The 25,678-nt window shown below is 57.6% G+C and carries 27 protein-coding genes; 9 read left to right on the forward strand and 18 right to left on the reverse strand.

The genetic code is table 11. The features are described 5' to 3' along the window. From VE23_RS04525 to VE23_RS04535, 3 genes are all read right to left on the reverse strand, one after another. Positions 1-1,740 carry an ABC transporter ATP-binding protein gene (locus tag VE23_RS04525; RefSeq protein ID WP_049867409.1) on the reverse strand — a complete coding sequence of 580 codons (1,740 nt, stop codon included), beginning with the start codon at positions 1,738-1,740 and terminating at the stop codon, positions 1-3. Continuing rightward, positions 1,737-2,474, reverse strand: coding sequence for a PadR family transcriptional regulator (locus VE23_RS04530; RefSeq protein WP_084781287.1), 738 nt, complete (start codon positions 2,472-2,474; stop codon positions 1,737-1,739). The genes VE23_RS04525 and VE23_RS04530 overlap by 4 nt, the downstream gene beginning before the upstream one ends. A gap of 181 nt (positions 2,475-2,655) precedes the next feature. Further along, positions 2,656-3,375, reverse strand: coding sequence for a YebC/PmpR family DNA-binding transcriptional regulator (locus VE23_RS04535; RefSeq protein ID WP_048746186.1), 720 nt, complete (start codon positions 3,373-3,375; stop codon positions 2,656-2,658). 212 nt (positions 3,376-3,587) lie between these two features. Between VE23_RS04535 and VE23_RS04545 the strand changes: the two genes are divergently transcribed. From VE23_RS04545 to VE23_RS04565, 5 genes are all read left to right on the forward strand, one after another. Further along, the gene (locus VE23_RS04545) at positions 3,588-4,136 is read left to right on the forward strand and encodes a DUF4358 domain-containing protein (protein WP_083436401.1); all 549 of its coding nucleotides are present in this window, start codon (positions 3,588-3,590) and stop codon (positions 4,134-4,136) included. A gap of 13 nt (positions 4,137-4,149) precedes the next feature. Then, complete coding sequence (locus tag VE23_RS04550; protein ID WP_049867414.1) at positions 4,150-5,568, forward strand: MBOAT family O-acyltransferase; 1,419 nt, start codon at positions 4,150-4,152, stop codon at positions 5,566-5,568. Positions 5,569-5,592: 24 nt separating this feature from the next. Continuing rightward, a complete protein-coding gene (locus VE23_RS04555) occupies positions 5,593-6,744 on the forward strand; it encodes a DHHW family protein (RefSeq protein WP_049867415.1) in 1,152 nt (383 codons plus the stop codon). Between the two features lie 73 nt (positions 6,745-6,817). Then, positions 6,818-7,567 (forward strand): class I SAM-dependent methyltransferase, encoded by a 750-nt coding sequence (locus VE23_RS04560; protein ID WP_332310155.1) that lies wholly within the window; start codon positions 6,818-6,820, stop codon positions 7,565-7,567. Positions 7,568-7,651: 84 nt separating this feature from the next. Beyond that, a complete protein-coding gene (locus VE23_RS04565; protein WP_049867417.1) occupies positions 7,652-8,020 on the forward strand; it encodes a GNAT family N-acetyltransferase in 369 nt (122 codons plus the stop codon). A 403-nt stretch (positions 8,021-8,423) separates the two neighbouring features. On the opposite strand, the gene VE23_RS04570 is transcribed toward VE23_RS04565, so the two are convergent. From VE23_RS04570 to VE23_RS27610, 5 genes are all read right to left on the reverse strand, one after another. Continuing rightward, a complete protein-coding gene (locus VE23_RS04570; protein ID WP_332310156.1) occupies positions 8,424-9,278 on the reverse strand; it encodes a phosphotransferase in 855 nt (284 codons plus the stop codon). Positions 9,279-9,398: 120 nt separating this feature from the next. After that, positions 9,399-9,821, reverse strand: coding sequence for a DUF1801 domain-containing protein (locus tag VE23_RS04575; protein WP_049867420.1), 423 nt, complete (start codon positions 9,819-9,821; stop codon positions 9,399-9,401). A gap of 125 nt (positions 9,822-9,946) precedes the next feature. Continuing rightward, complete coding sequence (locus VE23_RS04580) at positions 9,947-10,876, reverse strand: RluA family pseudouridine synthase (RefSeq protein ID WP_049867421.1); 930 nt, start codon at positions 10,874-10,876, stop codon at positions 9,947-9,949. 135 nt (positions 10,877-11,011) lie between these two features. Beyond that, a complete protein-coding gene (locus tag VE23_RS04585; RefSeq protein ID WP_048746173.1) occupies positions 11,012-11,587 on the reverse strand; it encodes a DUF1697 domain-containing protein in 576 nt (191 codons plus the stop codon). A gap of 129 nt (positions 11,588-11,716) precedes the next feature. Beyond that, entirely contained in the window at positions 11,717-11,842 is a 126-nt protein-coding gene (locus VE23_RS27610; protein WP_269745987.1) for a hypothetical protein, read from the reverse strand. Between the two features lie 3 nt (positions 11,843-11,845). On the opposite strand from VE23_RS27610, the gene VE23_RS04590 reads away from it, so the two are divergent. From VE23_RS04590 to VE23_RS04600, 3 genes are read left to right on the forward strand one after another with little or no spacing between them, the layout of a single operon-like run. Continuing rightward, complete coding sequence (locus tag VE23_RS04590) at positions 11,846-12,829, forward strand: GerAB/ArcD/ProY family transporter (protein ID WP_049867422.1); 984 nt, start codon at positions 11,846-11,848, stop codon at positions 12,827-12,829. Next, positions 12,774-14,300, forward strand: coding sequence for a spore germination protein (locus VE23_RS04595; protein WP_084781289.1), 1,527 nt, complete (start codon positions 12,774-12,776; stop codon positions 14,298-14,300). Before VE23_RS04590 ends, VE23_RS04595 begins: the two co-directional genes overlap by 56 nt. After that, positions 14,297-15,448, forward strand: coding sequence for a Ger(x)C family spore germination protein (locus tag VE23_RS04600; RefSeq protein ID WP_048746168.1), 1,152 nt, complete (start codon positions 14,297-14,299; stop codon positions 15,446-15,448). The genes VE23_RS04595 and VE23_RS04600 overlap by 4 nt, the downstream gene beginning before the upstream one ends. 55 nt (positions 15,449-15,503) lie before the next feature. Here VE23_RS04600 and VE23_RS04605 read toward each other — a convergent pair whose 3' ends face one another. The 8 genes from VE23_RS04605 to VE23_RS04640 form a co-directional block, all read right to left on the reverse strand. Then, positions 15,504-16,313, reverse strand: a complete 810-nt coding sequence (locus tag VE23_RS04605) for an MBL fold metallo-hydrolase (protein WP_049867424.1) — start codon at positions 16,311-16,313, stop codon at positions 15,504-15,506. Positions 16,314-16,362: 49 nt separating this feature from the next. After that, on the reverse strand, positions 16,363-17,259 hold the full coding sequence (gene gnd, locus VE23_RS04610) for a phosphogluconate dehydrogenase (NAD(+)-dependent, decarboxylating) (RefSeq protein WP_049867425.1): 897 nt from the start codon (positions 17,257-17,259) through the stop codon (positions 16,363-16,365). 132 nt (positions 17,260-17,391) lie between these two features. Beyond that, on the reverse strand, positions 17,392-18,612 hold the full coding sequence (gene efeB / locus VE23_RS04615) for an iron uptake transporter deferrochelatase/peroxidase subunit (protein ID WP_049867426.1): 1,221 nt from the start codon (positions 18,610-18,612) through the stop codon (positions 17,392-17,394). Between the two features lie 31 nt (positions 18,613-18,643). Beyond that, positions 18,644-19,822: an iron uptake system protein EfeO gene (gene efeO / locus VE23_RS04620; RefSeq protein ID WP_049867427.1), complete on the reverse strand. Its 1,179-nt coding sequence runs from the start codon at positions 19,820-19,822 to the stop codon at positions 18,644-18,646. Between the two features lie 37 nt (positions 19,823-19,859). Continuing rightward, positions 19,860-21,365, reverse strand: coding sequence for an FTR1 family iron permease (locus tag VE23_RS04625; protein ID WP_127505525.1), 1,506 nt, complete (start codon positions 21,363-21,365; stop codon positions 19,860-19,862). Between the two features lie 213 nt (positions 21,366-21,578). Beyond that, positions 21,579-22,295, reverse strand: coding sequence for a class I SAM-dependent methyltransferase (locus VE23_RS04630; RefSeq protein WP_049867429.1), 717 nt, complete (start codon positions 22,293-22,295; stop codon positions 21,579-21,581). 74 nt (positions 22,296-22,369) lie between these two features. Further along, a complete protein-coding gene (locus VE23_RS04635) occupies positions 22,370-23,665 on the reverse strand; it encodes an MFS transporter (protein WP_049867430.1) in 1,296 nt (431 codons plus the stop codon). A gap of 111 nt (positions 23,666-23,776) precedes the next feature. Next, the gene (locus VE23_RS04640) at positions 23,777-24,322 is read right to left on the reverse strand and encodes a cysteine hydrolase family protein (protein ID WP_373864505.1); all 546 of its coding nucleotides are present in this window, start codon (positions 24,320-24,322) and stop codon (positions 23,777-23,779) included. A gap of 113 nt (positions 24,323-24,435) precedes the next feature. Here VE23_RS04640 and VE23_RS04645 point away from each other — a divergent pair, with 113 nt between their 5' ends. Continuing rightward, positions 24,436-24,798 carry a DUF423 domain-containing protein gene (locus tag VE23_RS04645; protein WP_049867431.1) on the forward strand — a complete coding sequence of 121 codons (363 nt, stop codon included), beginning with the start codon at positions 24,436-24,438 and terminating at the stop codon, positions 24,796-24,798. Positions 24,799-24,867: 69 nt separating this feature from the next. Here VE23_RS04645 and VE23_RS04650 read toward each other — a convergent pair whose 3' ends face one another. Together VE23_RS04650 and VE23_RS04655 are read right to left on the reverse strand one after the other, a co-directional pair. Further along, on the reverse strand, positions 24,868-25,242 hold the full coding sequence (locus VE23_RS04650) for a hypothetical protein (protein ID WP_049867432.1): 375 nt from the start codon (positions 25,240-25,242) through the stop codon (positions 24,868-24,870). Positions 25,243-25,346: 104 nt separating this feature from the next. Continuing rightward, the gene (locus VE23_RS04655; RefSeq protein WP_049867433.1) at positions 25,347-25,640 is read right to left on the reverse strand and encodes a hypothetical protein; all 294 of its coding nucleotides are present in this window, start codon (positions 25,638-25,640) and stop codon (positions 25,347-25,349) included. Between the last annotated feature and the right edge of the window lie 38 nt (positions 25,641-25,678).

Raw genomic sequence — 25,678 nt, forward strand, 5'->3', positions numbered from 1 at the left:
TCACGCTCCTTGCTGGGAGTCGGACAGCTGCCGGTACAGAACGCTGCTGGCGAGAAGCTCCTCGTGGCTGCCGACTGCGGTCAATTTTCCATTTTCGAGGACCGCGATGCGGTCCATTCCCGCCAGTGCAGAGATGCGCTGCGAGATGACGATCAGGGTCGTATGCTCCCTTCGTTCAAGCTTCTCTCTCAGCCTGGCGTCCGTCGAGGCGTCCAGCGCGCTCGAGCTGTCATCCAGGATGAGAATATCCGGCTTCAGGAGCAGAGTCCGGGCGATAGCGACCCGCTGCTTCTGGCCTCCGCTCAGGTTCACGCCGCGCTGGCCGAGCATCGCCTCGTAGCGTTCAGGAATCGCATCGATGAAAGCCTTGGCCTGCGCATCATCGGCAGCCGCTTCGATGTCATCCGCCGCTGCGCCTGGACGGCCGTAGGCGATATTTTCACGGATGGAGCCGCTGAACAGATGCGCTTGCTGCAGCACGATTCCAACCCGCTCGCGAAGCTTTCCGGCATCCCATTGCTTCAATGGAATTCCATCCAGCAGCACTTCTCCTTCGGCAGGATTCAGCAGACCGGCCATCAGCCCTGCAAGCGTGGATTTGCCCGCTCCGTTGATGCCGGCGATACCGATTCGTTCTCCTTCGCGGATGGACAGATCGATTCCTGCCAGCGCAGCCGGCTGCGATCGTCCATCCGTATTTGGATATCGATACCCGGCGCCTCGAAGCTCCAGACATGGAGCTCCCTTTTCGGGCCGCGCTGGCATTGCGATCTCAGGTTTATAGGCCGATTCCTTTGTCTCCGCCTGCAGCACTTCCTGGATCCGCCTCGCGGATGCCTGAGCGCGGCCGATCGTCATGAGATGGTTGCCGAGGTTCATCGTGGCGAACAGTAGCTGGCTGATATAGGTCAGAAATGCGGCCAGCTCCCCGGGCTGCAGGCTCCCGCTGCGGGTGAGCGCTCCGCCGTACCAGAGCGCCGCAACCGTGCTGAAATTCAGCACGATGGCGAGCAGCGGACCGTTGAGCGCGGCAAGCCGGGCCGCGCGGAGGCTGGCATCCAGGAAGCGGTTGTTGGCGGAGCCGAACCGCTCCCGCTCGTGAGCGGCGCGCACGAACGCCTTGACGACCCGGATGCCGGATAGATTCTCTTGCAGAATTGTGTTGACCCGATCCATTGCTCTCTGCACCGATCCGAACAGCGGAACCGATCGGCGGGTCGTGAACGCCAGAAGCAGCGCGAGCAGCGGAATCATGACGATCAGCACGAGGGACAGCCTCGGACTCATGACGATGCACATGACGATGCTGCCGGCAACGATGAACACGCTGCGGGCAAGCATGCGGAGCGCGACGAGGATGACCTGCTGCAGCTGGGCGATATCTCCGGTGAGCCGGGTGAGCAGGCTGCCCGTTCCGAAACGGTCGACGGTGTCCAATCCAAGCCGCTGCACCTTGCCGTACAAGCTGGCGCGCAGATCATGCCCGGCATTCTGCGAAGCGAGCGTAGAATAGACCGTGCACAGCACTCCGCCTGCCAGGCCGACAAGGGCTGCGCCGAGCATGTAAGGAGCCGTCCGCAGCACCTGGGACGGATCCGATTTCACGATGCCCTGGTCGACGATGGCGGCCATGAATCTCGGCTGCAGCAGATCCATCGCGACCTCCAGCAGCATGAACAGCGGCGCTGCGATGACCGCCCACCGATAAGGCGAGAGCTTCGACGACAGAAGCTTGATCATTTTCCGGCAGCCTCGGCCTCGCCCGGCTGAACGTCATCTTCTCCGCCCTGCTCCAGTCCATCCAGCCATGCTTTCAGAGCTGCGTAAGCGTCCGCCAAAGGCGTAGTGTTTCCTGTCTCCTCAGGCGAGGAAGGCTGCTGCGCCATCAGCTCGACTCCGTATTGGATCATGCTGTTCCAATCCAGCAGGCTGAGGTCGGGCCCCTTTTCGCCGCCGTATTCCTCCGCAGCTGCAAGAGACCGATGGTAAATCTCCTTCATACGCTGCGCGTGAGACTTTCTCCAGTCCTGCCAGGAAGGCTTGCCTGCATCGACATCGGCTCCCATCCTGCGACGGTGCTCTGCCAGATCCTCCCGTCCTTCCTCGGTGATCCGGTAGGAACGGCGGCTATCCGTCGAGGCTTCGGAAGAAATCAGCCCTTTATGCTCAAGCTTCTGAAGCACGGGATATACGGAGCCGGCGCTGGGAATATAACTGCCGCCGCTCTCCTCCTCCATCGTCTTCATGAGCTGATAGCCATGCATCGGCTCCCGGCTCAACAGCTGGAGCACGGCATACTTCAACTGCCCCCGGTGGAACATCCGGCCTCCGCCGTCGCCTCCGCCTCCCCGTCCGCCTCGTCCGCCTCGTCCGCCATCCTGGCGGCCGGGTCCGTGTCCGCGGCCCGGATCCAACCCATGCCGCCGGGCGCTCCGGAAGCTATGTCCTTCCCGGCTTCGGCTCCTATCTCTCATCGATGTTCAACCTCCAATGCGATATATCGTTACTGTATTGCTTCGAGATTACGATATATCGCATTGAGCGTCAAATCATTCTTTTCGATACGTGCAGCGCGCATAAGCGGCACCTCCATTTTTCTCGCAAAAAAGACCGTCAAGCTCCTAGGAGGGAGCCGACGGCCTTCTCTTTGCGATTCTATTCCTCATACTCCACGTTGTGATACACCTGCTGCACGTCCTCGAGATCCTCCAGCGTGTCGATGATCTTCTCGAACGGAGCCTCCGCTTCTTCCGGCAGCGTCACGTAGTTCTGAGCGAGCATCGTCAGCTCGGCTACGGTGAATTCCGAGATGCCGGCGGCCTTGAGCGCTTCCTGCACGGCGTGGAATTGATCCGGCTCGGCATAGACGAGAATGTTCTCGTCTTCCTCGACGATATCGCGCACGTCCACGTCGGCTTCGAGCATGATCTCCATGATGTCGTCCAGGGACTTGTCCGCCACACCGATGACGGCAGTCGCGTCGAACATGTAGGCGACGGAGCCGTTGACGCCCATGTTGCCGCCGTTTTTGCTGAACGCCGCGCGCACGGCCGAAGCCGTCCGGTTCACGTTGTTCGTCAGCGCATCGACGATGACCATGGAGCCGTTCGGGCCGAAGCCCTCATAGCGGAGCTCCTCGTACACCTCGTCCGAGCTTCCCTTCGCCTTGTCGATGGCGCGGTCGATAATCGCCTTCGGCACATTGTACGTTTTGGCGCGCTCCAGCACGACGCGCAGGGCGCGGTTCGACTCCGGATCCGGCTCTCCCTTGCGGGCGGCTACATAGATTTCAAGGCCGAATTTGGCATAGATCCGACTGGTATTGGCGTCTTTCGAAGCTTTTTTTTCCTTGATATTGTTCCATTTGCGACCCATTGTACTCCCGCTTTCCTGTGGATTCTCCCATCCATTATAACCGATTCAGGCTGGCAATGGACAGATGCCTCGCAAAGAGCTGATCCCTATCTCCGAATCCGAACCTCAGGCGCGCCCATTGGGATTTAATTCCTTTCGCAACATTCGACATTTTTCGACCGTCTATCTTCCTTGAACAACATAGAATCTTATACCCAAGGGAGTTCCTGATCATGAAAAAAAGCTTATCCGCCCTGCTGCTTCTCTCCGCCGCCATCGCGCTTGCCGCCTGTTCTTCGAATGCGGCCACAAATAGTCCGAGCCCTTCCGCATCGGCATCTCCGGCACCGTCCGCATCTCCCGCTCCGTCGACTCCCAAGGAGCCGGCCCAGTCGGCCAAGGATATCGTTGCCGGCATGCTGGAAAAGATCGAACAGCCGGCCTTCGCGGATGTCGACAAGGACGGAGTCGAGCAGCAGTACCATATCGATCCGTCGCTTCTGGAGGATTTCGCCATCAAGGTTCCTCTCATGAATGTCAAGACGAATGAAATCGCCGTCCTGAAAGTCAAGGACGCCAAAGACATGAAAGCTGTCCAGGATGCGCTCAAACAGCGCGCCGCCGACGTCCAGAAGCAGTTCGAGAACTATTTGCCCGACCAGTATGAGAACGCCAAGAGCTACGTCATCGACGTCAAGGGCAGCTATGTGCTCTTCCTGATCTCGGACAAGAGCGAACAACTGAAGGCCGCGTTCGACGGATTTTTCGACGCTTCCAAGTAACGGGTAGGCCGTTATGGTGTTCAGCAGCCTGCTGTTCCTGTTTCTCTTCCTGCCTGCGGTGCTGATCGTTTATTATGCTTCTCCCAAGCGGCTCAAAAACGTCGTGCTGCTGATGTTCAGCCTGCTCTTCTACGCCTGGGGAGAGCCGGTCTACATCTTGCTGATGCTGTTTTCCGCGACGATGGATTACGGTTTCGGCCGCCTGCTCGGCAAGGAGGACTGGAGCGCCCAAGCGCGCAAAGCCCTCGTGGCCGGTTCGATCGCCGTCAACCTGGCTCTGCTGTCCGTCTTCAAATATTCCGATTTTCTGATCGGAAGCGTGAACGATTTCATCGGTACGGATTTCCCGCTGCCGGATCTTCCCTTGCCGATCGGGATCTCCTTTTATACCTTCCAGTCGATGTCCTACATCGTCGACGTCTATCGGCGCAGGGTGAAGGCGCAGCGGAACTGGCTTGATTTCGCCGCATTCGTGGCTTTGTTTCCCCAGCTTGTCGCCGGGCCTATCGTCGCCTATGTCACCGTGGAGAAGGAGCTTACGGAGCGCAAGGCAGATTGGGCCTTGTTCGCCGAAGGCGTAGAGCGATTCCTGATCGGTCTCGCCAAAAAAGTGCTGCTGGCCAACAATATCGGGCTTCTCTGGCACAGCGTATCGGCAGCCCCCGCGGAATCGCTGCCCGTTCTTACCGCCTGGCTGGGAATTGCCGCCTTCGCCTTTCAGATCTACTTCGACTTCAGCGGTTATTCCGACATGGCGATCGGACTCGGGCTCATGTTCGGCTTCCGCTTCAACGAGAATTTCAACAAGCCTTATACCGCTCGCAGCATCACGGACTTCTGGCGCCGCTGGCATATGTCGCTGAGCGGCTGGTTCCGCGACTATGTCTACATTCCGCTTGGAGGCAACCGCCGCGGCCTGCCGCTGCAGCTGCGCAACATTCTCATCGTCTGGATGCTCACCGGATTGTGGCATGGTGCGAGCTGGAACTTCCTTCTGTGGGGGCTTTACTTTGGAGTGATTCTGATGCTTGAGAAAGTCTGGCTGCTCCGCAAGCTGGAGCAATGGCCGCGAATCGTCGGCCATCTGTATGCTGTGGCGCTGATTCTGGTCGGATGGGTTCTGTTCGCCTTCGAATCGCTGTCCCAAGTCATCGGCTATCTCGGCGCAATGGCGGGAATCCACGGCCAGCCGCTCGCTGACGGGCAGACCGGGTACCTCGCTTCCGGCAACGCCGTATTGCTGCTCCTTCTTGTGCTGGCTTCCTTGAACTGGACCCGGTTCAAGATCCGATTCGCCAGCCTTGCCGCCGGCGCAAGATCAGCCAAGCTGCTTCCGGTAATCAAGCTCATCATGCTGGCGCTGCTGTTTCTGCTGTCCACCGCCTATCTCGTGGATGCGACCTTCAATCCCTTTCTTTATTTCCGATTCTAACTTCCTTGGAGAGCAGGTGCGGTCATGCGCGGCAGAACCTACAACCGGCTGCTGGCCTGCGGATTTGCCGGCATGCTGCTCGGCGTCTCCGTCCTGCTGGCCGTTACCCCCAAAAGCTCCTTTTCGGAATTGGAAAACCGCTATTTGCAAGCCTTTCCGCGTCTGGATTGGGAATCGGTCAGCAGCAAGAAATTCGCCGACGAAACGGAAGCCTACCTATCCGATCATTTTCCATGGCGCAACGGCTGGATCGAGCTGAAGTCCCGGCTGGAGACGCTGCGGGGGCAAAGGGAAAACAACGGCGTTTACCTCGGCAGCGGCGGTTGGCTGTTCGAGGCCTACCGCAAGCCCCAGTCTGACGTTATGCAAGCCTACGCGGACAAGCTGAAGACATTTGCCGGTCACCATCCCGATCTGGACATTTCCTTCATGCTCTCCCCGAACTCGGTCGGAATGGATCCGGATCGGCTGCCAGCCGGAGCTCCCCATGATTCCCAGCGCGAAGTCAACAAGGAATTCGGCCGCTTGCTTCAAGGCCGCGGAATCCACTTTCTGAATGGGTTCTCATTCCTAGATGCCGCTGCCGGATCCAAGCAGCTGTTTTACCGGACCGACCATCACTGGACGACGTACGGAGCGTTTCTCGCTTACCGGGCTTATGCCCGTTCGATGAACTGGACGCCGCTGACAGTGCAGGATTTCACCGTTCGCCCCGTCAGCAGCTCGTTTCTCGGCAGCTATCAGACCCGCGGCCAGTTCGCAGGCCTCAAGCCGGATGAGATCGATCTCTATGTCCCGAAAGTCTCCTATCCGCTGACGATGTCGATTCTGGACACGGGCCAGACGAAGAACAGCCTCTACGACGGCAGCTATCTAGCCCAAAAGGATCAGTATTCCTACTTCCTCGGAGGCGTTCATGCTCTCTCCGTCATTCGGACGGAGCTGCCTCCGGCCAGGGCCGATCTGGACAAGCTGCTCGTCGTCAAGGATTCCTACGCCCACAGCGCAATTCCTTTCCTGGCTCTTCATGCCAGGGAAATCCATGTGATCGATCCCCGGTACTACAACGGCAGCATCGGTGATTACGCGGCGGCGAACGGCATCGAGCAGATTCTGTTCCTGTTCAACACAGGCAGCCTGTTTGAAACAAGCGGCTTGCTGAACCATCTGAACTGAGAGGAAGCCCCGGACAGAATCCGGGGCTTCCTTATTTTTTGCCATATATAAAATACGATGGGATTGGTATAATGTGGACCGAACAGGAGGGATTCCCATATCGGAGCGAGGACATGATTATTATGATGACGAGCATTTTCTGCAGGCCTATATGAGCCGCAGAAACAGCGTGGACAATGCCAACGACACCCTGGAAAAGCCCGTGATGCTGGAGCTGATCGGCGACCCGGAAGGGCTGCGCATTCTGGATCTGGGCTGCGGCGACGCCCGCTTCGGCACGGAGCTGCTGGAGCGGAATTGCGCCTCCTATGCCGGCGTCGAAGGCTCGGCGGCGATGTCGGAGCTCGCCCGGCGGACGCTTGCCGGCACAGCCGGCGCTTTCATCCACAGCTCGATGGAGGATTGGAGCGATCCGCAGGCAAGCTACGATCTTGTGCTGTCGAGGCTGGCGCTCCACTATGTGGACGATTTGGAAGCCGTGCTGGAACGGATTGTCCAATCGCTGAAGCCCGGCGGCCGGCTGGTGTTCTCCGTCGAGCACCCCGTCATCACCTCCACTCTTCAGCCTTCGGGGACCCGGACCGACTGGACCGTCGACCGGTATTTCGATGAAGGCTTCCGGGAGCAGCAATGGCTGGGCACAACGGTCAGGAAGTTTCACCGAACCGTCGAGCATTATTTTTCCGCCCTTCAAGCGGCCGGCTTGGCGGTCGGAAGCCTGCGCGAGTCGAATCCCGTCCGGGAACGGTTCCATTCCGCGGATACCTACGAGAGGCGCCGGAGAATCCCGCTCTTCTTGTTCTTCTCCGCATCGCGCAGATGACAGCCGACATGCAGAATGATCCTGGACCTCCAATTATTCCCTTTCAATGCTTGCTGGAGGATATTTTCCGGAAGGCGGGTTTCGATGAAGATCAATGATTGTGATGCCATTCTGCTATCCATCCCAGAAAGCTTTGAAAGCGAGCGGCTGCTTATTCGCGCCCCCCTGCGGGATGATGGGGCCGCTGTGAACGAAGCCGTCAAGGAAAGCAGCGAGGAGCTTCGTCCGTGGATGCCCTGGGCGAAACTGCGCCGGACGAGTCCGAAGCCTCGATCCGCAGTGCTGGCCAGCTTGATTGAAATCCGCTGCGATTCCCGGAACGGCCGAAGCGCTGCAGTCGCGTTGCGCTGCGGCTATATGCAGGAGGGAGTTCTTCGCCGTCACTCCATCGATCCAAGCGGAAGCCCGAGGGATACGATGGTTTATTCCAAGGTTAGAGGAATCGAGTTCTAGCCTGTCGTTCACAGTCTCGCTGTTTCAGCTTGCGCCTGCTCAGATCCGTGCTGGTCCTTATGCCGGCTCTCCGCAAAGCTGCAGCAGCTTTCAAGATGGACGCAGCCGTATCTCCGGTCGCCTGTTTTTTGCCCCAATAATCGTAAGTTCCTTTTACATTTTGCATTCTGCCGCTCCTTCCGTTTTGTTTTTTGAGATAAAAAAAGCGCGCAGGACCTCATGGTCCTGCGCGCTCCATATGCCGCAAGGAGGCCAACGCGAGCAGCGCTAGCCCACCCTGTTTGTATACAGGTGTGCTAACGCTGCTTGTGATGATGAAGTTGATTCAGCCTGCGAGTATCCATGGCCTTCTCTCCCTCTGCGATAAAGTAAGGTTGATTATACTCTCCCTGCATGCATCGGCTCAATCCGAGAGCGCCCGCTGTATCGTATCCTTCGCGGCTGCGACGATCCCGGCATCCTTCTCTTCGACAGCCTGCAGCATGATGAGCATCGGGATGTAGACCGCGATCAGCCGCGCCAGTTCCCTCGTCTCCTGATCGACTTCGCCGTATTCTTCGAAAAAGCGCTCTCTGGCATGGGATGGCAGAAAACTATAGGCGATGTTGAGATCGCAAGCCGGATGGCCGACATTCATATCGCCCCAATCCATGATTCCCGATATGAGTCCGCTATCGTCAACCAGCATGTTCTTGAAGTGAAGATCTCCATGCAGGAACACCTTTTTGCCGGCTGCGAGCTTGGCGCCTCCTTCCGTCAAATAACGGCGGAGAGAACGGTATTCATCATCACGCATATGGGCTGCAAGCCTGGGAAGCCATTCCAGCATCTTGAGTTTTCGCGATTCCATGTCGAGCAGATTGCGATGATCGCTCGGCGCTCCGCATTCCAAGGCGGTCTCGGTCGGAAAAGCGTGCACCTGCCTCAAAAAAACAGCCAAAGCGGATGAGGACCGGACGCGCTGCTCATCGCTCAGCCCGATCGGATATCGGCCCGGCAGATAGCTGTATCCGAGAAATGAAGCCGGAAAATCCGGACTCGCTTTTCCCAAATGCAACGGCCTCGAAAATGGAATCGATACACGCTCTGCAAGCTGCGGCAAAATCCTCCACTCTCGCTTCAGAAGGTCTATGGCGACTTTTCTTCTCGGAAAGCGGAACACCGTCTCCGATCCGACCCGAAAGACGGTATTGTCCCAGCCATAACCGATTCTTTCGACGGTCTTGCCGGATAACGCCGGAAATTGACTTTCGATCAAGCGGCGAGCCAGCCTCTCCGATACTTCCCATTCCGCATCCCATTGATTGGCGCTGATCTTTTTCCGCTCCCTTCCATTTTCCTTCCCGCCACCCCAAGCCTTTCAACAACAGCGCGCCGGTCAGTTTCCCGGATAAGTCTCCTTCAAAAACGCAACCGACCGGGCAATCAAGGCCCTTAGAACGTCCGTGTCGATGTCTTCCACCTTATTGATGTAGACGCAGGCTTTTCCTGCCGTATATTTCCCGAAGTCCTTCAGCATGGCTTCCCGCTCGGTATCGCCCGTCGCGAAATACAGGCTGATCTTGGCCTTGCGAGGCGAGAATCCGACCAGCGGAGCATCGCCTTCATGACCCGACTTATATTTATAATGATAGCTGCCGAATCCGATGATGCTCGGTCCCCACATTTTCGGCGGATAACCTGTCGTCTCGGCAAAGAGCTGCAGCAGCTTGAAGGCATCCTCGCGCTTCTTGACGGAATCGACGTTTTCAATGAACTCCAGGACGCTATCGTCGGTTTCTTTCGTTTTCGGTTCAGGCATGAGCGAATCCCTCCTTTTTGGATGAAGCCGTTGACAACAAGTTGAAAAAAGCCGCTCAGCATCCATTCTGCTAAACGGCTCTGCTTTCCTGCTGAACAAGTGGATATCAGCATTCCGCCAAGGAATCAGCTCTTCTTGTCCGAACCGGTCCGAAACGGACTCAAGAACGACTTCGGCATGTCAGCCTCAAAGCGCATCAGGCTTTCCGTCACCGGATGGATGAAAGCGAGCACGCTTGCATGCAACCCGAGCCTGCCGATCGCCTTTGATTTGGAGCCGTATTTCTTGTCGCCCACGACGGGATGTCCCAGCTCTTCCATATGGGCGCGGATCTGGTTTTTGCGTCCCGTCTCCAGGTTGACCTCCAGCAGCGAAAAGCCGGGGCTGGACTGAATCGTTTTGTAGTGGGTCACGGCATGCTGCCCGCCGTTGGGATGCGGACTGGAATACATTTTCAACGTGCTGCTTTCCTTCAGCCAGGAAGAGATCGTCCCTTCCGCCTTCGATACTCTGCCTTCTACCAAAGCGATGTACGTTCTCTCCTTCACCGCTTCCTGCCAGTTGTTCTGAAGCTTCTGCTGGACATCCTCGCTTTTGGCGAACATCATCACGCCGGAGGTATCCCGGTCAAGACGGTGCACGACAAAAATCCGGCCGGCCGGATCCTTGGCGCGGACATGGGCCATAAGCTGGCGGTAGGCGGTCATTTCCGCTTCCTTCGGCGATGCGATGGACAGCAGTCCCGCATCCTTGTGGATGACGATGACATGATCGTCTTCATGGAGAATCGACAACCCTGCTAGGGGCGGAGCCTCTACCGTCTTTTCGGTTTGGACCGTCACGGTCTGACCGGGAGCAAGAGGCAGGTTGTATGCGGTCGAAGGGCGGCCATCAACGGAAACTTGACCGCGCGCGAGCATGGATTTCACCGAGTTGCGTCCGGCGCCGGACAGCTTGATCAATAAAAAAGCAAGCAATTCCGCCGGCTCTTGAACGGCATACTGCCTGGTTGCCGGTGGCTTTGCTTTTGGGGCGTTGAATTTCTTTCTGCTCATCAAGGAAACCTCCGGTATGGGCCTATACAGGTATAAAGTCGTTTATGTTCACAATCAGCCCTACAACTATACCATACAGGCAGTCCGGTTAAAAACAGCGTTTGCGAGTCTGCAAGCCTTCCTGCGTCCAGCCAGTTAAGGAGTGTTGCGCCCGTCGGCAAGCTCCTTCAGCTTCACTACGGTCTTCCAGTTGCGCACCGTCGAATTCGGCGCGAGACGTCCAAGCTTGACCGCCAGCTTGGAATCCCGGATGCTTCCGTGGAACAGCAGATAGATTTCCCTTCCCCGGACGGCGAACCTCTCTTCGGCCGATTCGAGCCCGCGCAGCATGCCGACCGCCTCCTCTGCGGGAGCATCGTGCAGGAAGCAGACATAGAGGCTTTCTCCTTGTTCCTTCGACTCGGCCTCCTCGATCTCCGACAAGCGGAATGGAAGCGACTCAAGGACGGAGCTCCACTGCTCGACTGTACGCAGCATGGCCTCCGAATGAAATCCGAATCTCTCCTTGAAAGCCCCCTCGATCAAGGCCTTCACTTCATCCTCCGTCCCGCCGCGGCCTGCAATCAGATTGCCGCTCTGGATATACGACTTCACCTCTATCAGTCCCGCTGCCTCCAGAGCTTCCTTGAGATCAGCCATTCGGACTCGCGCCTTTCCGCCTACGTTGATTCCTCTCAGCAGAATGATCCAATCGTTGGATGCCGGCATCATGGTTTCCCCTTCCCGCCTGATTGTCGGAACAGTCAGGTATAGAAAAAAATGGATGGCGCAAACTATCGTTTATCAATTCTTGACCGGATGTGAGCCTATGTCAACCTCGTCCTACAAAATGAACATGTTTCAAGCCCTGATGATTCTCATGCTCTCCAACGGCCTCGCCTGCCATGTCATCGTCAATCCGATGCTGCTCGACGCTTCGGGACGGGATGCCTGGATTACCGTCATCTCCGCAGGCGTTTTCTTCATTCCATGGAGCCTCCTGCTTTATTACATGATGAAGAAATCATCCATGCAGAACTGGCAGTCGTGGCTTGCGCGGCATACGCACCCGGCGTTGTCGTGGATTCTGCTTCTTCCCGTCTGCATCCATCTCTATTTCATTGGACTCGGCACCGTCATTCAGACCGCGAACTGGAGCGTCAGCAACTATCTCCCGGCAAGCAGCGCCTTCCAGCTTGCGATCCTGCTCGTGCTGATCTGCCTGCTGCTCGCTTCCTGGGGAATCGCATTATCGCGATCGCCTCCGGCGTCCTGCTTCCGGTCGTCATCATCCTCGGCTTTTTCGTCGGCATCTCGAATTCATCGGTCAAGGACTATACGCTGCTCATGCCGGTCCTGGAGCATGGCTGGAGGCCGGTCATCAACGGCTTGGTATACGCCGGATCGGCTTATATGGAGCTGCTGGCGCTCATGCTGCTGCAGCATCACATCCGGGGCAAAGCAAAGCCCTGGCATCTGCTTCTGTACAGCAGCTTCATCGTCATCATGATGAACGGTCCCGTCATCGGGGCGATCACCGAGTTCGGACCGCTCGAAGCGGCGATGCAGATGACCTCGCCCTACGAGCAGTGGCGGCTGCTTCGCATCGGACAGTATGTCGAGCATCTGGATTTCTTCTCGATCTTCCAGTGGCTCTCAGGAGCGTCGATACGAGTCAGTCTGCCTGTCTTCATTCTCGCGGATGTCCTCCCTCTGCGCAGCTCGAGAAAGAAAGCGGTCTTCATCCTGGCGGTGATGGCCAGCTACCTCGTCTACACGATACTGCCCGCCAACAATTGGACGCTGTACTTGTTGATGTTCGATTACTTCATGCCGATCTCGCTCGCCGTTTTGCTTCCTTTATCCTTGATATGGTCGCTTTGCGCCGCATTTGCCAAACCGGACAGGAGGAATGCCAATGAATCGTCCAAGCCAGACAACGGACCCCCGGCAGCCCCCCAGCCGACAGGCTGAAGCCCCTCGTGCATGGACGAAAGCCGCCTTGGAAAAGCAGTTCAACGGCTCCGAGGACGTCATGGTCCGCAGCGCCTACTTTGGCGAGAACAGTGAAAAGGAAGTTGTGCTCCTCTACAATACCGGGCTATGCGATACGATCTCGATCAATAAATTCGTTCTTCCCGAACTGGGGGCCTGCTACCGCAAGCTCGGCTCCTTCTCGCGGCCGTTGCTGCAGCTGTCCGAAGCTTTGACGCTGCAGGGCTTCGACCGCAATCCTGAACCGCAGGAGGTGGAAGACATCGTCTATGACGGCATGCTTCTGCTCCTGTTCGTCCAGGAAGGAAGCCTCGCCTATATGGACTTGTCCGACAAGCCGAACCGCACTCCCTATGAATCCAGCACCGAGATATCCATCAAAGGGCCGAAGGACTGCTTCATCGAGGATATCGACGTCAACGTCGCCCTTATCCGGAAGAGAGTCCGCAGCAGCTCGCTCGTCACCGAGCGGTATACGATCGGCAGGAGAACGCGGACCAAGGTCGTCCTGATGTATTTTCGGGATATCCTGAAGCCCAAGACTCTCGAGGTCGTGCGCAGCAGGCTCGGCAATATTGATATCGACGGCTTGTACAGCATCAATCAGCTGGAGGACCTGCTGACGCAGAACCGTCTTAAAATCCTCCCGCTCATGGACTTCACCGGCAGGCCCGATTACGTCGTCTCCTGCTTGCTTGCAGGAAGATTCATCATTTTTGTGGACGGCAACCCCATGGTGCTGATCGCTCCTTCCGGAATCAGCCTCATCATGAAATCGCCGGAGGATGTCCACTTCAACTACTCCTACGTCTCGTTCGCCAGGCTGGTCAGGCTGCTGAGCCTATTCATATCCATCTTCCTGCCCGGCATCTGGGTCGCTTTGATGGCCTTCCACCAGGATCAGATCCCGTTCCGGCTGATGGCGACGATATCCGTGTCGAGGCTTGGACTGCCTCTGTCTTCGCAGATGGAGATGTTCCTGCTGCTCATGCTGCTGGAGATATTCAAGGAAGCGGGAGTGCGGCTGCCGAACCCGATCGGGCAGACGCTGACGTCGATCGGAGGCCTGATCATCGGGGACGCCGCCATCAGGGCCGGGCTCGTCTCGCCCTCCGTCGTCGTCATCGGAGCCATTACAGCCGTATCGGGAGTGACGCTGGTCAACCAGTCGCTAAGCACAGTCATCAGCATCATTCGCCTGTTTTTCTTCCTGCTGGCATCCGTCTTCGGTCTCTACGGCCTGATTCTCGGAATCGTGCTATTCGTCGCCTATATGTCGAAGCTGCAGTCCTTCGGAGCGAATTACCTGGCTCCTCTGTCTCCGCTCATTCCCCGCGATGTGCTGAACTCGTTCCTGCGCGCTCCATGGTACTTCATCCGCCGCAGGCCGGCGAGCATGTCCGAAAAGGGCATGGACGGCGACCATCAGAAAGAAGAGGAGCAATCATGAGGCTAACGATCATGAGGCTTGCCGCCATGCTGATCTCCGCCGCACTCTGCCTGACAGGCTGCGGCAATTCCAGAGATATCCAGAGCCTGGCTTATGCGACCGCCATCGCGATGGATTACAAAAACGGCAAGTACGTGGGCTACATCCAAGTGCTGAACTTCTCCAACGTCGCCCGCACCGAAAACGTCGAGCTGGGCAAGCCGGTCCCGATCTGGATCGGCAAAGGAGACGGCGAGACGATTCCGGGGGCTCTGTTTGAAACGAACGCCACTGCCCAAGCGCCCGTATTCTGGGGGCATGTGCGCACCGTCATCCTGTCCGAGAACATCATGAAACGGGGAGTGAAGGATTTCTTCGAGGTGCTGAACCGGCACCGGGAAGCGAGGTACAATTTCCTGGTCTACGGAACCCGCGAGAAGATCGAGGACATTCTCGTGCAGAAGTCGATGTTCAATCTGTCGCCGCTCGATACGATGATGTTCACCGCCGTCCAGATGAACACGCAGAAATCGTTCATCCTGCCGATGACAAGCAGGGAAGTCTGGAGCTACATGAACGAGCCGGGCAACATCGGAATGATTCCGGAAATTTCCATCGACCACAAGCTGTGGTTGGAGGATCGGCGCCCCAAATCGATGTTCATGATCAATGGGGCTTATTTCTTCAAAGACTATGCCATGACGGCCCGAATGCGCATGGATGACCTCAAGGGCATCCGCTGGCGGAATCCCAAGCTGGACCTGACGCCGGTGAAAATTCCCTACCGAGGCAAGGCGACCGGCGTCCTCATGCTCTCCCACCCTAAATTCGTTATGAAAATATCCGAGGTCGGCGGAGAGCCTCTTTACGATGTCGCGGTAGAATGCAGCGGTTATGTCGTCGATATGAATGCGAACCTGTCTATTCGAGCGATGGAAGAACAGGCTGAGGAAGTCATCAAGGAGGAAATCATGGCGACGCATATGAAATCGGTCGCCATGAAGACCGATCCGTACCATTTCCAGCTTGAGCTGTACCGGAGACATCCCGGCCAATATATGAAGCTTCTCGGCAAGTCGGATTACTTCCTGAACGAGAAGTCGATCCGCTCGATTCGCGTCCATGTCCACCTGGACAGCACGCAGAAATCCAAAGGCCGCTCGCTGTAGCAAAAAAACACCCTCCAAGGGGTGTTTTTTTGCTCTTCTGATCATCGTCCCGGATTCATACGAACGGAGGCTCGTCTTCGGGTGCATGGCTGTCCCCTGCATATCGTCCATGGCTTGGCACCGCGATCTCATCGAATTTGTCCGCAAGCCTCGACAAGCCTTTCCTGAGCGCTTCCCCTTGCATTGGGGCTCCATGACCGGTGAGCGCGAGGGCCGGGTCCAGCTCGCGCAGGCGGCGCACCGAGATTTTGGAGGCATGCCAGTCCGGCGTGAAATAAACAGGAGGTCCATGCACCTCCTGTTCCTGTGTCAGAACCGCCCAGGCCGACTCCTGCTTGACGGTGATGAAGGCATCTCCGGCGATGACGGTCCGGTCCCGGTCCCGGAACAAGGAAATGTGGCCGGGTGTATGGCCCGGAGTATGAATCCACCGCCAATCCGGCAGATGCGGGACATGTCCGTCGGAAGGAAGCGGCTGGACGCGTCCGCCAAGTCCGAGTCCATGACGAGGATATAGCGGCGATACCGCCGTCATCAGCCCGCCTCCCGCCGCTGGATCCGGCTCGGGATAATCCTTCGTGCCTCCTACATAAGGGAGCTCCAGCTCATGGGCGTAGACGGGAACATCCCATTCCTCCAAAAGCTTTTCCAGCGAGCCTACATGGTCGAAATGACCATGCGTCAGCACAATTGCCTTCGGTGGAGCCGAGCCGAACCTCTCCTCCGCCGCATCCTGAATGGACCGGGAAAATCCCGCGATTCCGCAATCGACGAGCACCCAATGCCCAGAACCCGGCTTGCCGATCATGACGACATTCGCAATCATCGTTCTTTTCAGATCCAGGTCTTCCGGCAGCGCGGTCATCTATGTCCAGCTCCTTTTACCCCAGTATGCCCTCAGCCGCCTGCCGCATTCATTCCGATCTGACGACGGCATGGCCGCCGAATTCGTTGCGCAGCGCCGCTACCACCTTCCCGGTGAACGTATCGGATTCAAGCGAGCGATACCGCATCATGAGCGACATGGCGATGACCGGAATCGCCGCCTGGAGATCGAGAGCCGTCTCGACCGTCCACTTCCCTTCTCCGGAGGAATTCATGACGCCTCGCAGCTCATCGAGGTCCGCATCCTTGGCGAAAGCCCGTTCGGACAGCTCCATCAGCCACGAACGGATGACCGAGCCGTTGTTCCACACCCGCGCCACTTTCTCGTAATCGAAGTCGAAGCCGCTTTTCTCGAGCACCTCGAAGCCCTCGCCGATTGCGGCCATCATGCCGTATTCGATCCCGTTGTGGACCATCTTGAGAAAATGCCCGCTGCCCGGCTTGCCGGCATATAAGCAGCCATTCGGAACCGACGTGTCCCTGAAGATCGGCTCCACGATCTCCCATGCATCCGCATCGCCGCCTACCATGTAGCAGGCGCCGTTCCTGGCGCCCTCCATGCCGCCGGACGTCCCCGCATCCACAAAGGAGATTCCGGCTTCCATCATCCGCTCGTATCTGCGGATGGTCTCCTTGTAATGCGAATTCCCCGCTTCGATGACGATGTCTCCACGTGCGAACAGGCTCCCGAGCTCTTCCAGCACGCCGTCGACGACTTGGTGCGGAACGAGGATGAGCGCGATTCTCGGCTGCGGCAGCGAGTCTGCCAGCTCCTTCAAGGTGGAGGCTCCCTGCGCTCCTTCTTTCCGCAGCTCCTCCACGGCCTTCGGATTCACGTCGAATGCCGTTATCCGATACCCGTGCTCCATCAGATTCCTACCCAAATTCATGCCCATCTTGCCAAGCCCGATCAAGCCGATATGCATCTTCCGATTCCTCCTCTATCCTTGTCTTCCTTTCCTTACCCGGAGAGAAGGAATGGGAAGCTTAGTCTTCCCGGAACGAATGGCGGCATGCAAAAAAAGGAGATTCCGCCATCATGGCGGAATCTCCTTCCCCTACCCTTCCAGCAGAGCCTGTCCGATGTACTGCCCTTCCCGGATTCCTCCGGGACAGGCATACATCGCGCTTGCGATATGCTGGGTATACTCGTTGAGCTTGTCCCTGCTCTGCATCATCCGCAGCATGGGGATGAACTGCTTCGACGGATTGCGCTGATAGCTGAGAAACAGCAGTCCCGCATCAAGCTGGCCGGTTCTGGAATCGATTGCTCCCGTATAAGAATAGGCGCGCCGATGAATGCTCTGTCCGGAGTCCTTCGCGAGCCGGACATGGGAATCGGCAGGCAGCTCGGCTTTTACGACCGGGTCGAATTCGCCTTTCGACCCGTACGCGGCGCCGCTGTCCTTGGAACGGCCGAACGTATCCTCCTGGGCTTGAAGGGATGAACGGTCCCATACTTCCAGCAGCATGCGGATTTTTCTGTAGGCAAGGTACGATCCGCCCTTCATCCAATCCGGCTCCTCCGTTCCCGCCCACAGAACCTCGTCATAACCTTGCGGAGTCTGATGCAGGCTGTTGGCGGTGCCGTCCTTGAAGCCGAACAGGTTCCGCGGCGTCTTTCCCTCCGGCGCGCTGATGAAGCCCTCTTCGGTCCAGTTGACCACGGCGGAGCCTGTCGCGAGCCGAATCAGGTTGCGAAGCGCGTGGAATGCGACCTGCTGGTCGTTCGCGCAGATCTGGACGACGATGTCCCCGCCCTTGAAGCCTTCCTCGATATGGTCCTTGGGCATCCGGGGAATCTCCTCCAGATACAGCGGCTTTCGCGAAGCGATGCCGAAACGGTCCGAGCCTCTGTCGAGGAAGAAGGACGTGCCGAACCCATAGGTGATCGTCAAGCCGGCAGCTCCGAGATCCATCGTTTCACCGGTATCGGCCGGCGGCAGCAGCCCGTTGCCGCTGCTCTGCCTGTATCCGCCCGAAGCGCTGAGGTCGCTGAAGCGCGTCCATTCCTTGAGCATGGCGATCAGCCCGGCTCGGCCGATATCCAGGATGCGGAAGCTGGCCAGATACATATAGGTCTGCTGGGGCGTTGCGATGCCGGCCTGGTTCGGCCCGTAAAAAGCCGTCTCCTGAGACGCTTCCGCCGAAGCCTTCTTCTGGCCGAGAGCGGACAGCACGGCTCCCGCCCCTCCTCCACCGAGAGCAAGCGCCGCGCCGGCGACCGCAGACAGCTTCAGAAAGTCTCTCCGCGATACTTTCGACGGGTTCTTGTCCATTGTGCTCACTTCCTTTTCGCTGCGGTTGGGATTACAGAATAGCCGCGGTCTGGGTCATCAGCTCCGACAGCTGGCTCAGCTTGTCGCTGATTTCACGGATCTGGTCGGTCGTCAGCTTGTCGTAGGCGACATAATCGCCGCTCTTGCGGTACGTGAGCAGCATCGCTTCCATGTCCTGGAACTGCTTGTCGAGTTTGTCCGCAAGCTCCGTATTGTGCTCGTTGAGGGCAGGGATGATCGCCAGATAGACCGTCTTGGAGCCTTCGACATTCGCTGCGAGGTCGACAAGATCGCTTTTGGAATAAATCTCTTCTTCGCCGGTAATCTTGGAGGTCGCCGCCTCGTTGATCAGCTCGATCGCTCCGGCAACCATCGTCTTGGCATCAAGCTTGATATCCTGCACCTTCGCAGCCAGCTCCTCGGTGTCCTTCACCAGCTGATCGGCATAGACATCCATGCCGGCCAGCGATTTGTCCGCCCACAGAGCTTTCTCGATCCGGTGATAGCCCGTCCATTCGCTTTCATTCTCCACGTCTGCCAGGCGGGCGTCGATTCGGGGATCCAGATCGCCGAAGCTTTCCGCTACGGGCTCGATCGTTTCAAAATAAACGCGCGCTTTGGTGTATTCCGCCTTGGCCGCTTCCATATCGCCGGATTTGACGAGGCCCGCGAACACCTTGGTGGAATCCGCAAGCGCTTTTGCCTGCTCCTTGACAAAGGCCTCGTAATTGGCGACAGCCTTGTCCAGCAGCTCGGAGGAGCTGCTGCTTGACGGCTTGGCCTGCTGGAGCGCCTCAAGAGCCTGCATCAGCTTTTGAGCGGTCGCCGCAAGAGCATCGAAATCCACTTTGTCGTAAGCCGACGCCGAGAAGATCGGAATTTCATGCTTTTCTACTTCCGTGTACTCAAGCGGGAAAGCCGTTCTGACCGTATTTTCATAGGACAGCCAGATATCGTTGATGGCTTTGCCCTGCTGCTTGACTTCGGCCAAGTCCTTCTTGGCCAGAGCATCCTGAAGCTTGCTTGTCTGCTCCTTCATTTTGGTTGTGCCGTCCAGTACGGCCTGATTGCCGCCTGCAGCTGCCGATGAAGGGGCGGCTCCGGAATCGGCCGCTGATTCGCCAGCACCTGTAGATGCCGAAGAGCAGGCGGAGAGCAGCAGAATGCCGCCAAGAGACAATGCCGTAAGAGCTTGAGCGCGTTTCTTCATCGAGTTCAGATCTCCTATCGATAATCAATCATTTTATTTAGGACGCCGTTTCCGTCCGGCCTGTATGGCCTCCGAGCCGCTTAAGCCATCCAGACGCGGAGCCTGCCAGCGCGAGCAGCACGAAGACAAGCTGGGGAAGCGTGCTGTACCAGGAAGGATAAAGGCTGATCGAAGCCCACTGAGGCAAGTAATCCTTCACGTCGGAAGGAATCGCCCCTGCCATTTGCAGGCTGTGGATGCCGGATCCAAGAAATTTGAAGCAGAGGTAAAAGACGACGAGGCTGGATGCCAGAAAGAGCGGCCGCACCGGAAGCTTCTGTCCTGCCTTCAGGATGATGAAGGCAAGGACGAACAGCAATCCAAACCCTGCCCCGATGCCGGCTGCGAGCGTTCCCAGACTCATCTTGCCTGCCAGTCCGATCAGGAAGATGACCGTCTCCAATCCTTCACGCAGGATGGCGAAGAAGGCGAGTAGGCCAAAGCTGACCATGCGGCCGCTCGAGGCGGCTTTGTCGCTCTGGCGGTTCAGAAATTTGTTCCAACGGCCGATATCCGCGTTGCGGTGGAGCCAGTAGCTCACATAGAGCAGGAGCAGGCTGGATAGGATGCCGGTCCATCCGTTGATCAGCGAGCTGCTCCCGCCGAATGCCTCCGACGAGAAAAGGATCGCGATGGCAAAACCGGCCGCCAGGCAGACAAGCATCCCCAGCGCCGATCCTCCCGCCACCCACCGCTTCGCCGCTGCCGATTTGGATCGGCCAGCGGCCACGAGCAGCGCGCCGACGACAAGTACCGCCTCTAGACCTTCCCGCAGAGGGATCAAGGCGGCATCCCACCAGCTGTAACCAGCCTCCGCAAGAGGCGCAAGACTGTCGGCCATTCTCTTCAAGACCGCGGATGCTTGCGGCCTTTGGCCTTCGTTGGCCAAATAGGCATCCGCAAGGACGAGATCCCGTTCCGTGTCGTTGTATACTTTCTGCGAGCGGCTGACGACATCGCCCTCTACAGCCAGCCACTGGCTCTGGAGCTGCTTGACCAGGCTCGCGGCTCCCGCCCAATCCTGACGGTCGGCCTTGTTCCTGGCATCGGCCAGCTTGGAGACATAGAAGGCCAGCGTCATCTTCGTCTTGCCGTCATTGCCGGCGTATGCACCGTCTTCATAGTTGTGAAGGGAAAATCTCAGCGCGCCGGAAGTATCGAGAGCTGCGGACAGATCCTCGGTCAACAAGGACAGGGATAGATCTGCGATCTGCTTATCGATCTCAAGGGCGAGGTCGAGCGATTCGCCCTTGACGTCCGCTTTATGAAGAGCCCACCACTTCTTGACAGCTTTGAATGTTTCTGCGGCTGCCTGGCTGTCCTTCGCTTCAAGACTTGCATAAATGATATCCGCCTGTCCCGATATGGCGGGCACATTCTCTTTTGCATGGCTGTCGCCGGCTCCGCTTGCCCATGCGGTCCGGCCTGACATCAGCATGGCCGCCAGCATTCCAAGCAGCATCAGCCTGACAATGCGCATACTTGCCGCAGCTTCCAGGTTCACGTCTATCGGCCTCCGAATTGCAATTCATATTGATAATCATTATCAGTAACCAGTAAATAATAAAGGAATTTCTGTTTGAGTGTCAATGTATTTTTCTTGACGGTTTTACCGTTTTTAAAAATCGATTTCTATGGTTTACATAATTATGCTTACCTTATTGTCAAGCAAAGATAGAGAGCCTGCATCGATTGCAGGCCCTTTTGCTTCTACCTCTTATCGTTTTTGAAAAACCATCATCACGGAACGAGCCCTGAACTCGGTTTTTTCCTCGTACTTCTCTTCTTCAATGGCAACATCGTTCCGTTCTTCCCGGAGCAGAGTCCAATCGGCGTATACATCGCTCAGCAAGCGGTACGCTTCGTCTTCCGAAAGATTAAGCTCGATCTTCGCATCAAGCTCCTCCCCCGTCGCCGCCGCTGTCTCGGAGATTCCGGTATTCATGGACAAGCAGTGGATGCCGCCGCTCACGGTTGCTTGCTGCAGCCTCCCGATAACGGCTCGAAGGGCATCCTCCGAGGAAACATGCTCGAGACAGCCGCAAGCGACGACATAGTCATAGGAATCCGGCTCGTAATCCGCTTCCTCTGCGTCGCACTGAACCGCCTCTACTTCTTTCTCGACTCCATACTTCCGAGCATTTTCCGTCAGCTTGCTTACCGCTTCCTCGAGCAGATCCGTTCCGATCAGCCGGCCCGCTCCGGCCTCCTGCAGCCTCATGGCGATAGGGATGGCATTGCGGCCCGATCCGCAGCCAAGGTCAAGTACAGCCGGATTCGGATTGCCGGCGATGACGAGCTCGAGCGATTCCATGACAGCCGGAATCGGTTGCGACAGCCAGCTTCCCGGCTTCAGAATCTCCTCGGTCTCATACAGATGGGCATGATAAGTTTTCTCCGATTCCCTGGCTTCCTCAAAATCCGTCTTGGACATGGGGATCCTCCCTTGCATGTAATGGGTATGATTTCTTCATACCCTGCTTCAGGACCGTTGAAAAAGGCGCCTGCTCAAGCTTCGGCCTCCTCTGCCGGCTTGAAGCGGTCCTTGGAGAAAAGATACCAGAACATGACGGCGATGAGCGTATAAATGACTGCCGTAACCGAAAATGCCCACGCATACCCTTGGTAAGGCCCGTACTTGGCGACAAGGCCCGTGCTGATCGGTGCTGCGATGAACCAGCCCAGATTGAACATCGCTTCGCCCGAGCTGGCCGCCAGCCCCCGGAGCGAGCGATGCACATACTTCATCTTGATCGTATTGTAGAACGGATTCGCGGCATTCATCAGCGCCTGGCGGAACAAGTACCCTGCGCCGGCAAGCCAGAATTGATGCGTATAAGCGGTCAGGACAAGAAACGGGATGGAGCTGAGCTGAAGCCATACGACCGCTCTGACCTCCCCCATCCGCCGGGCGATCGCCGGCCCGAGCAGGTAGGCGACTGCCGTCGCGCCTTGGCCGAGCGCAACGACGAGGCCGATGACCGACTTGGACGCCTCGAACCGGTCTTCGAAATAAACGTTGAGATAAGGCACGACCATGCCGCCCGCCATGGAAGAAAGCAGGCTGAGCAAAGTAAAGGCTCCTATCGCATAGAAGGAGGAGCGATGCTCCTTCATGGCGGCTTTGAGCCGAACACCCTTCACGGGGCTTGGCGGCTGCCCGACTCCTCCCATCGAGGCTGACGCCGCTTCCTCTTCCTTCCCGAACATGAGCACGGGTATTAGTCCGGCTCCGGCTATACCGGCGCCGATCAGCAGCGTAAGCCGCAGGCTGAGCACTTCGCCCATACCCGCAAGCTGCAGCAGGTCGGTGATGAAGCCGCCCGCCAGATTCCCTACCACGTTGGCTGCCATGACGAGCGCCATGTTGAAGCTGAACAGATGGATCCTTTGCCTGGCAGTCGAGTTGTTCGCCATGAACGGCAGGATCGTCGCCGATACGATCGCCTGGGCGATGCCTCCCGCGAATGCGGATCCGGTCAAGCCGCCCGCTCCCGGCAGCCAGGCGCGGAGGACGAGCGCCGCAACGACAGCGGCAGCCCCGATGCTGATCATCCGCTTCGGCCCGAAGCGGTCATTGGCCAGGCCGGCGGGAATCAGGATGAGCGCGGAGGCCAGCGCGGTCATGCCGACGATTTGGCCGACCATCGTCGGCTCGTAGCCAAGCGCTTTCACATATAAATTGTAGACGAGGCTGTACATGCCGAGCCCCACGTTCCAGAGCAGGTTGAACACAAAAAACAACCGGATATTCCGGCTGTAGCTCTGGATTTGCATCTGCCATTCTCTCATGAAGTTGGACATGTTACCCATACTACCTCATGCGGCAGATTCCGACAATACTCCCGGCGAGTGTATCCCGATGCGCAAAAAAAGAGCTTGTTCGACAAACGAACAAGCTCTGCAAAGCTAGGATCAGACGATCTGCGCTCCCAGGCAGGTGCGGAAATGCCGCAAAGCCCATTCATGACCGGCCTGGTCGAAGCTCGCGACCGCTTGCTCATGGATGAAAAGGGAGTAATGGAGATTATAGGCGTCTACAGCCGTGTGCAGGATGCAAATATCCGTGCAGTCGCCGACAAGATGCAGGTCTCGGATTCCTCTCTCCCGCAGCCGCAGATCCAGATCAGTGCCGGCAAAAGCCGAATAGCGGGTCTTGTCCATGTAAATGACGTTGGGCATCTCCTTGATGCTCTCGTACGTTTCGGCCAGCGAGCCGTACAGCTCCCTTCCCTTCGTCCCTCTCTGATTATGAGGCGGGAACAGCTTCGTTTCAGGATGCCACGGATTTCCAGCCTCATGGACGTCGACCGCGAAAACGACCAAGTCTCCGGCTTCCGCGAATTCCCGCGTAAGCCGGACGACCTCCTCCTCGATCGCTTGTCCGGGCTTGCCGCATGTCAACGCGCCGTCATCCGCTATGAAATCATACGTATAATCAATATTGATCAGTGCTCTCATGCCATTCATCCTCTCTTTCGGATCTCTTTGCCTGCTATCGCCGGCCGCTCTCCCGTTCGTTGACGGATCGGCCCTGATCCGCTACGATTCGTGATGAAGGAGGCGTTGACGAAATGAATGCATTCATAGGTTTGGGAGCCGCCGCCATGTTTCTCGGGGTCGCGCTCGGCGCTTTCGGCGCCCATGCGCTCAAGCGCAAGCTGAGCGAGGACAAGCTGGCCGTATACCAGACAGGAGTTCTGTATCAGCTCGTCCATGGCATCGGCCTTCTCTTAATCGGGGTTGCCGGATACTTTTCCGACTCCGATCTGCTGGCCCCCGCCGGCTGGCTGCTTGCGGCAGGCATCCTGCTGTTCTCGGGCAGCCTCTATGCCCTGAGCCTGTCCGGAATCCGCAAGCTTGGAATCGTCACGCCGATCGGCGGCCTTGCTTTTCTGGCTGGCTGGGCGCTGATGGCCGCCGCTTTTTGGCTTTAGCGCGCTGCTTATGCAGGGATGCTGATTTCCGCCCGGGCGGAAATCAGGCCATCGGCGCAACACGCACCCTCAAGATTGGACAAGACCGAGCATCGGCGACAGCTCCAGCGGCAAAATCCGTTGGGAAGGCACCAGATTGCCTGCCGAATCCACTCCATATACCGACATCGCCATTTCCGAGAGATCGTCCACATTGTTCAGCTGCATCTCGTAGATCGACAATCCCGCAACGCCGAACGAGCGGGTAACCGCCGAGTTCGAGGGCACCATGAACCCTGCCACATAGATCGGCGACAAGGTCGAGCCTCCGATCGGGATTCCAAACACCTGCACGACGACAAGCGCTTCGTCCGGACCCAGGTTGCGGGCATAAAGCCAAGCTTGAGCCGCAGCAGTCCCTCCCTGAGCCACATTCGCCATCAAGCCGGTCGTATAAGTCGACATGCCGACCACCCTCCTTCACCCAGACTTGTCCTATTCTATTCTTAGGGCGTTGATGAGGTCACGGCATGCGGCAATGATGGGCAAATGCCTGCCCGGCTCGCATCTTACAGACGGTCCAGCTGCCTGCGCTCCGCGCTTGGCTTGCATTCCCGGCACAAGCCGACCACGCGGCCGTTCTCGTCGGAAAAAAAACTCAGCCGCGCAGCGGGCTTGCGACATGAGGAGCATAATTGAGACCCCGGCTTCGCGGCTGCGCTGTCGCTTCTGCCTTTCCTGGAACGGTATGCGTTCATGTTGACGATTTTGCTCTTGCCTTGCCGGCCGGCAGCCCGGGAACGGCTCCAAGCCCATGCTGCGGCTGCCGCAATCGCCGCACCGGCTATCCAATATCCGATCATAGCCTTCTCCTCCATGCAAATGGATAATTCTAACCTGT

The organism is Paenibacillus sp. D9 (genome assembly GCF_001188365.1).
Classification (GTDB): Bacteria; Bacillota; Bacilli; order Paenibacillales; family Paenibacillaceae; genus Paenibacillus_O; species Paenibacillus_O humicus.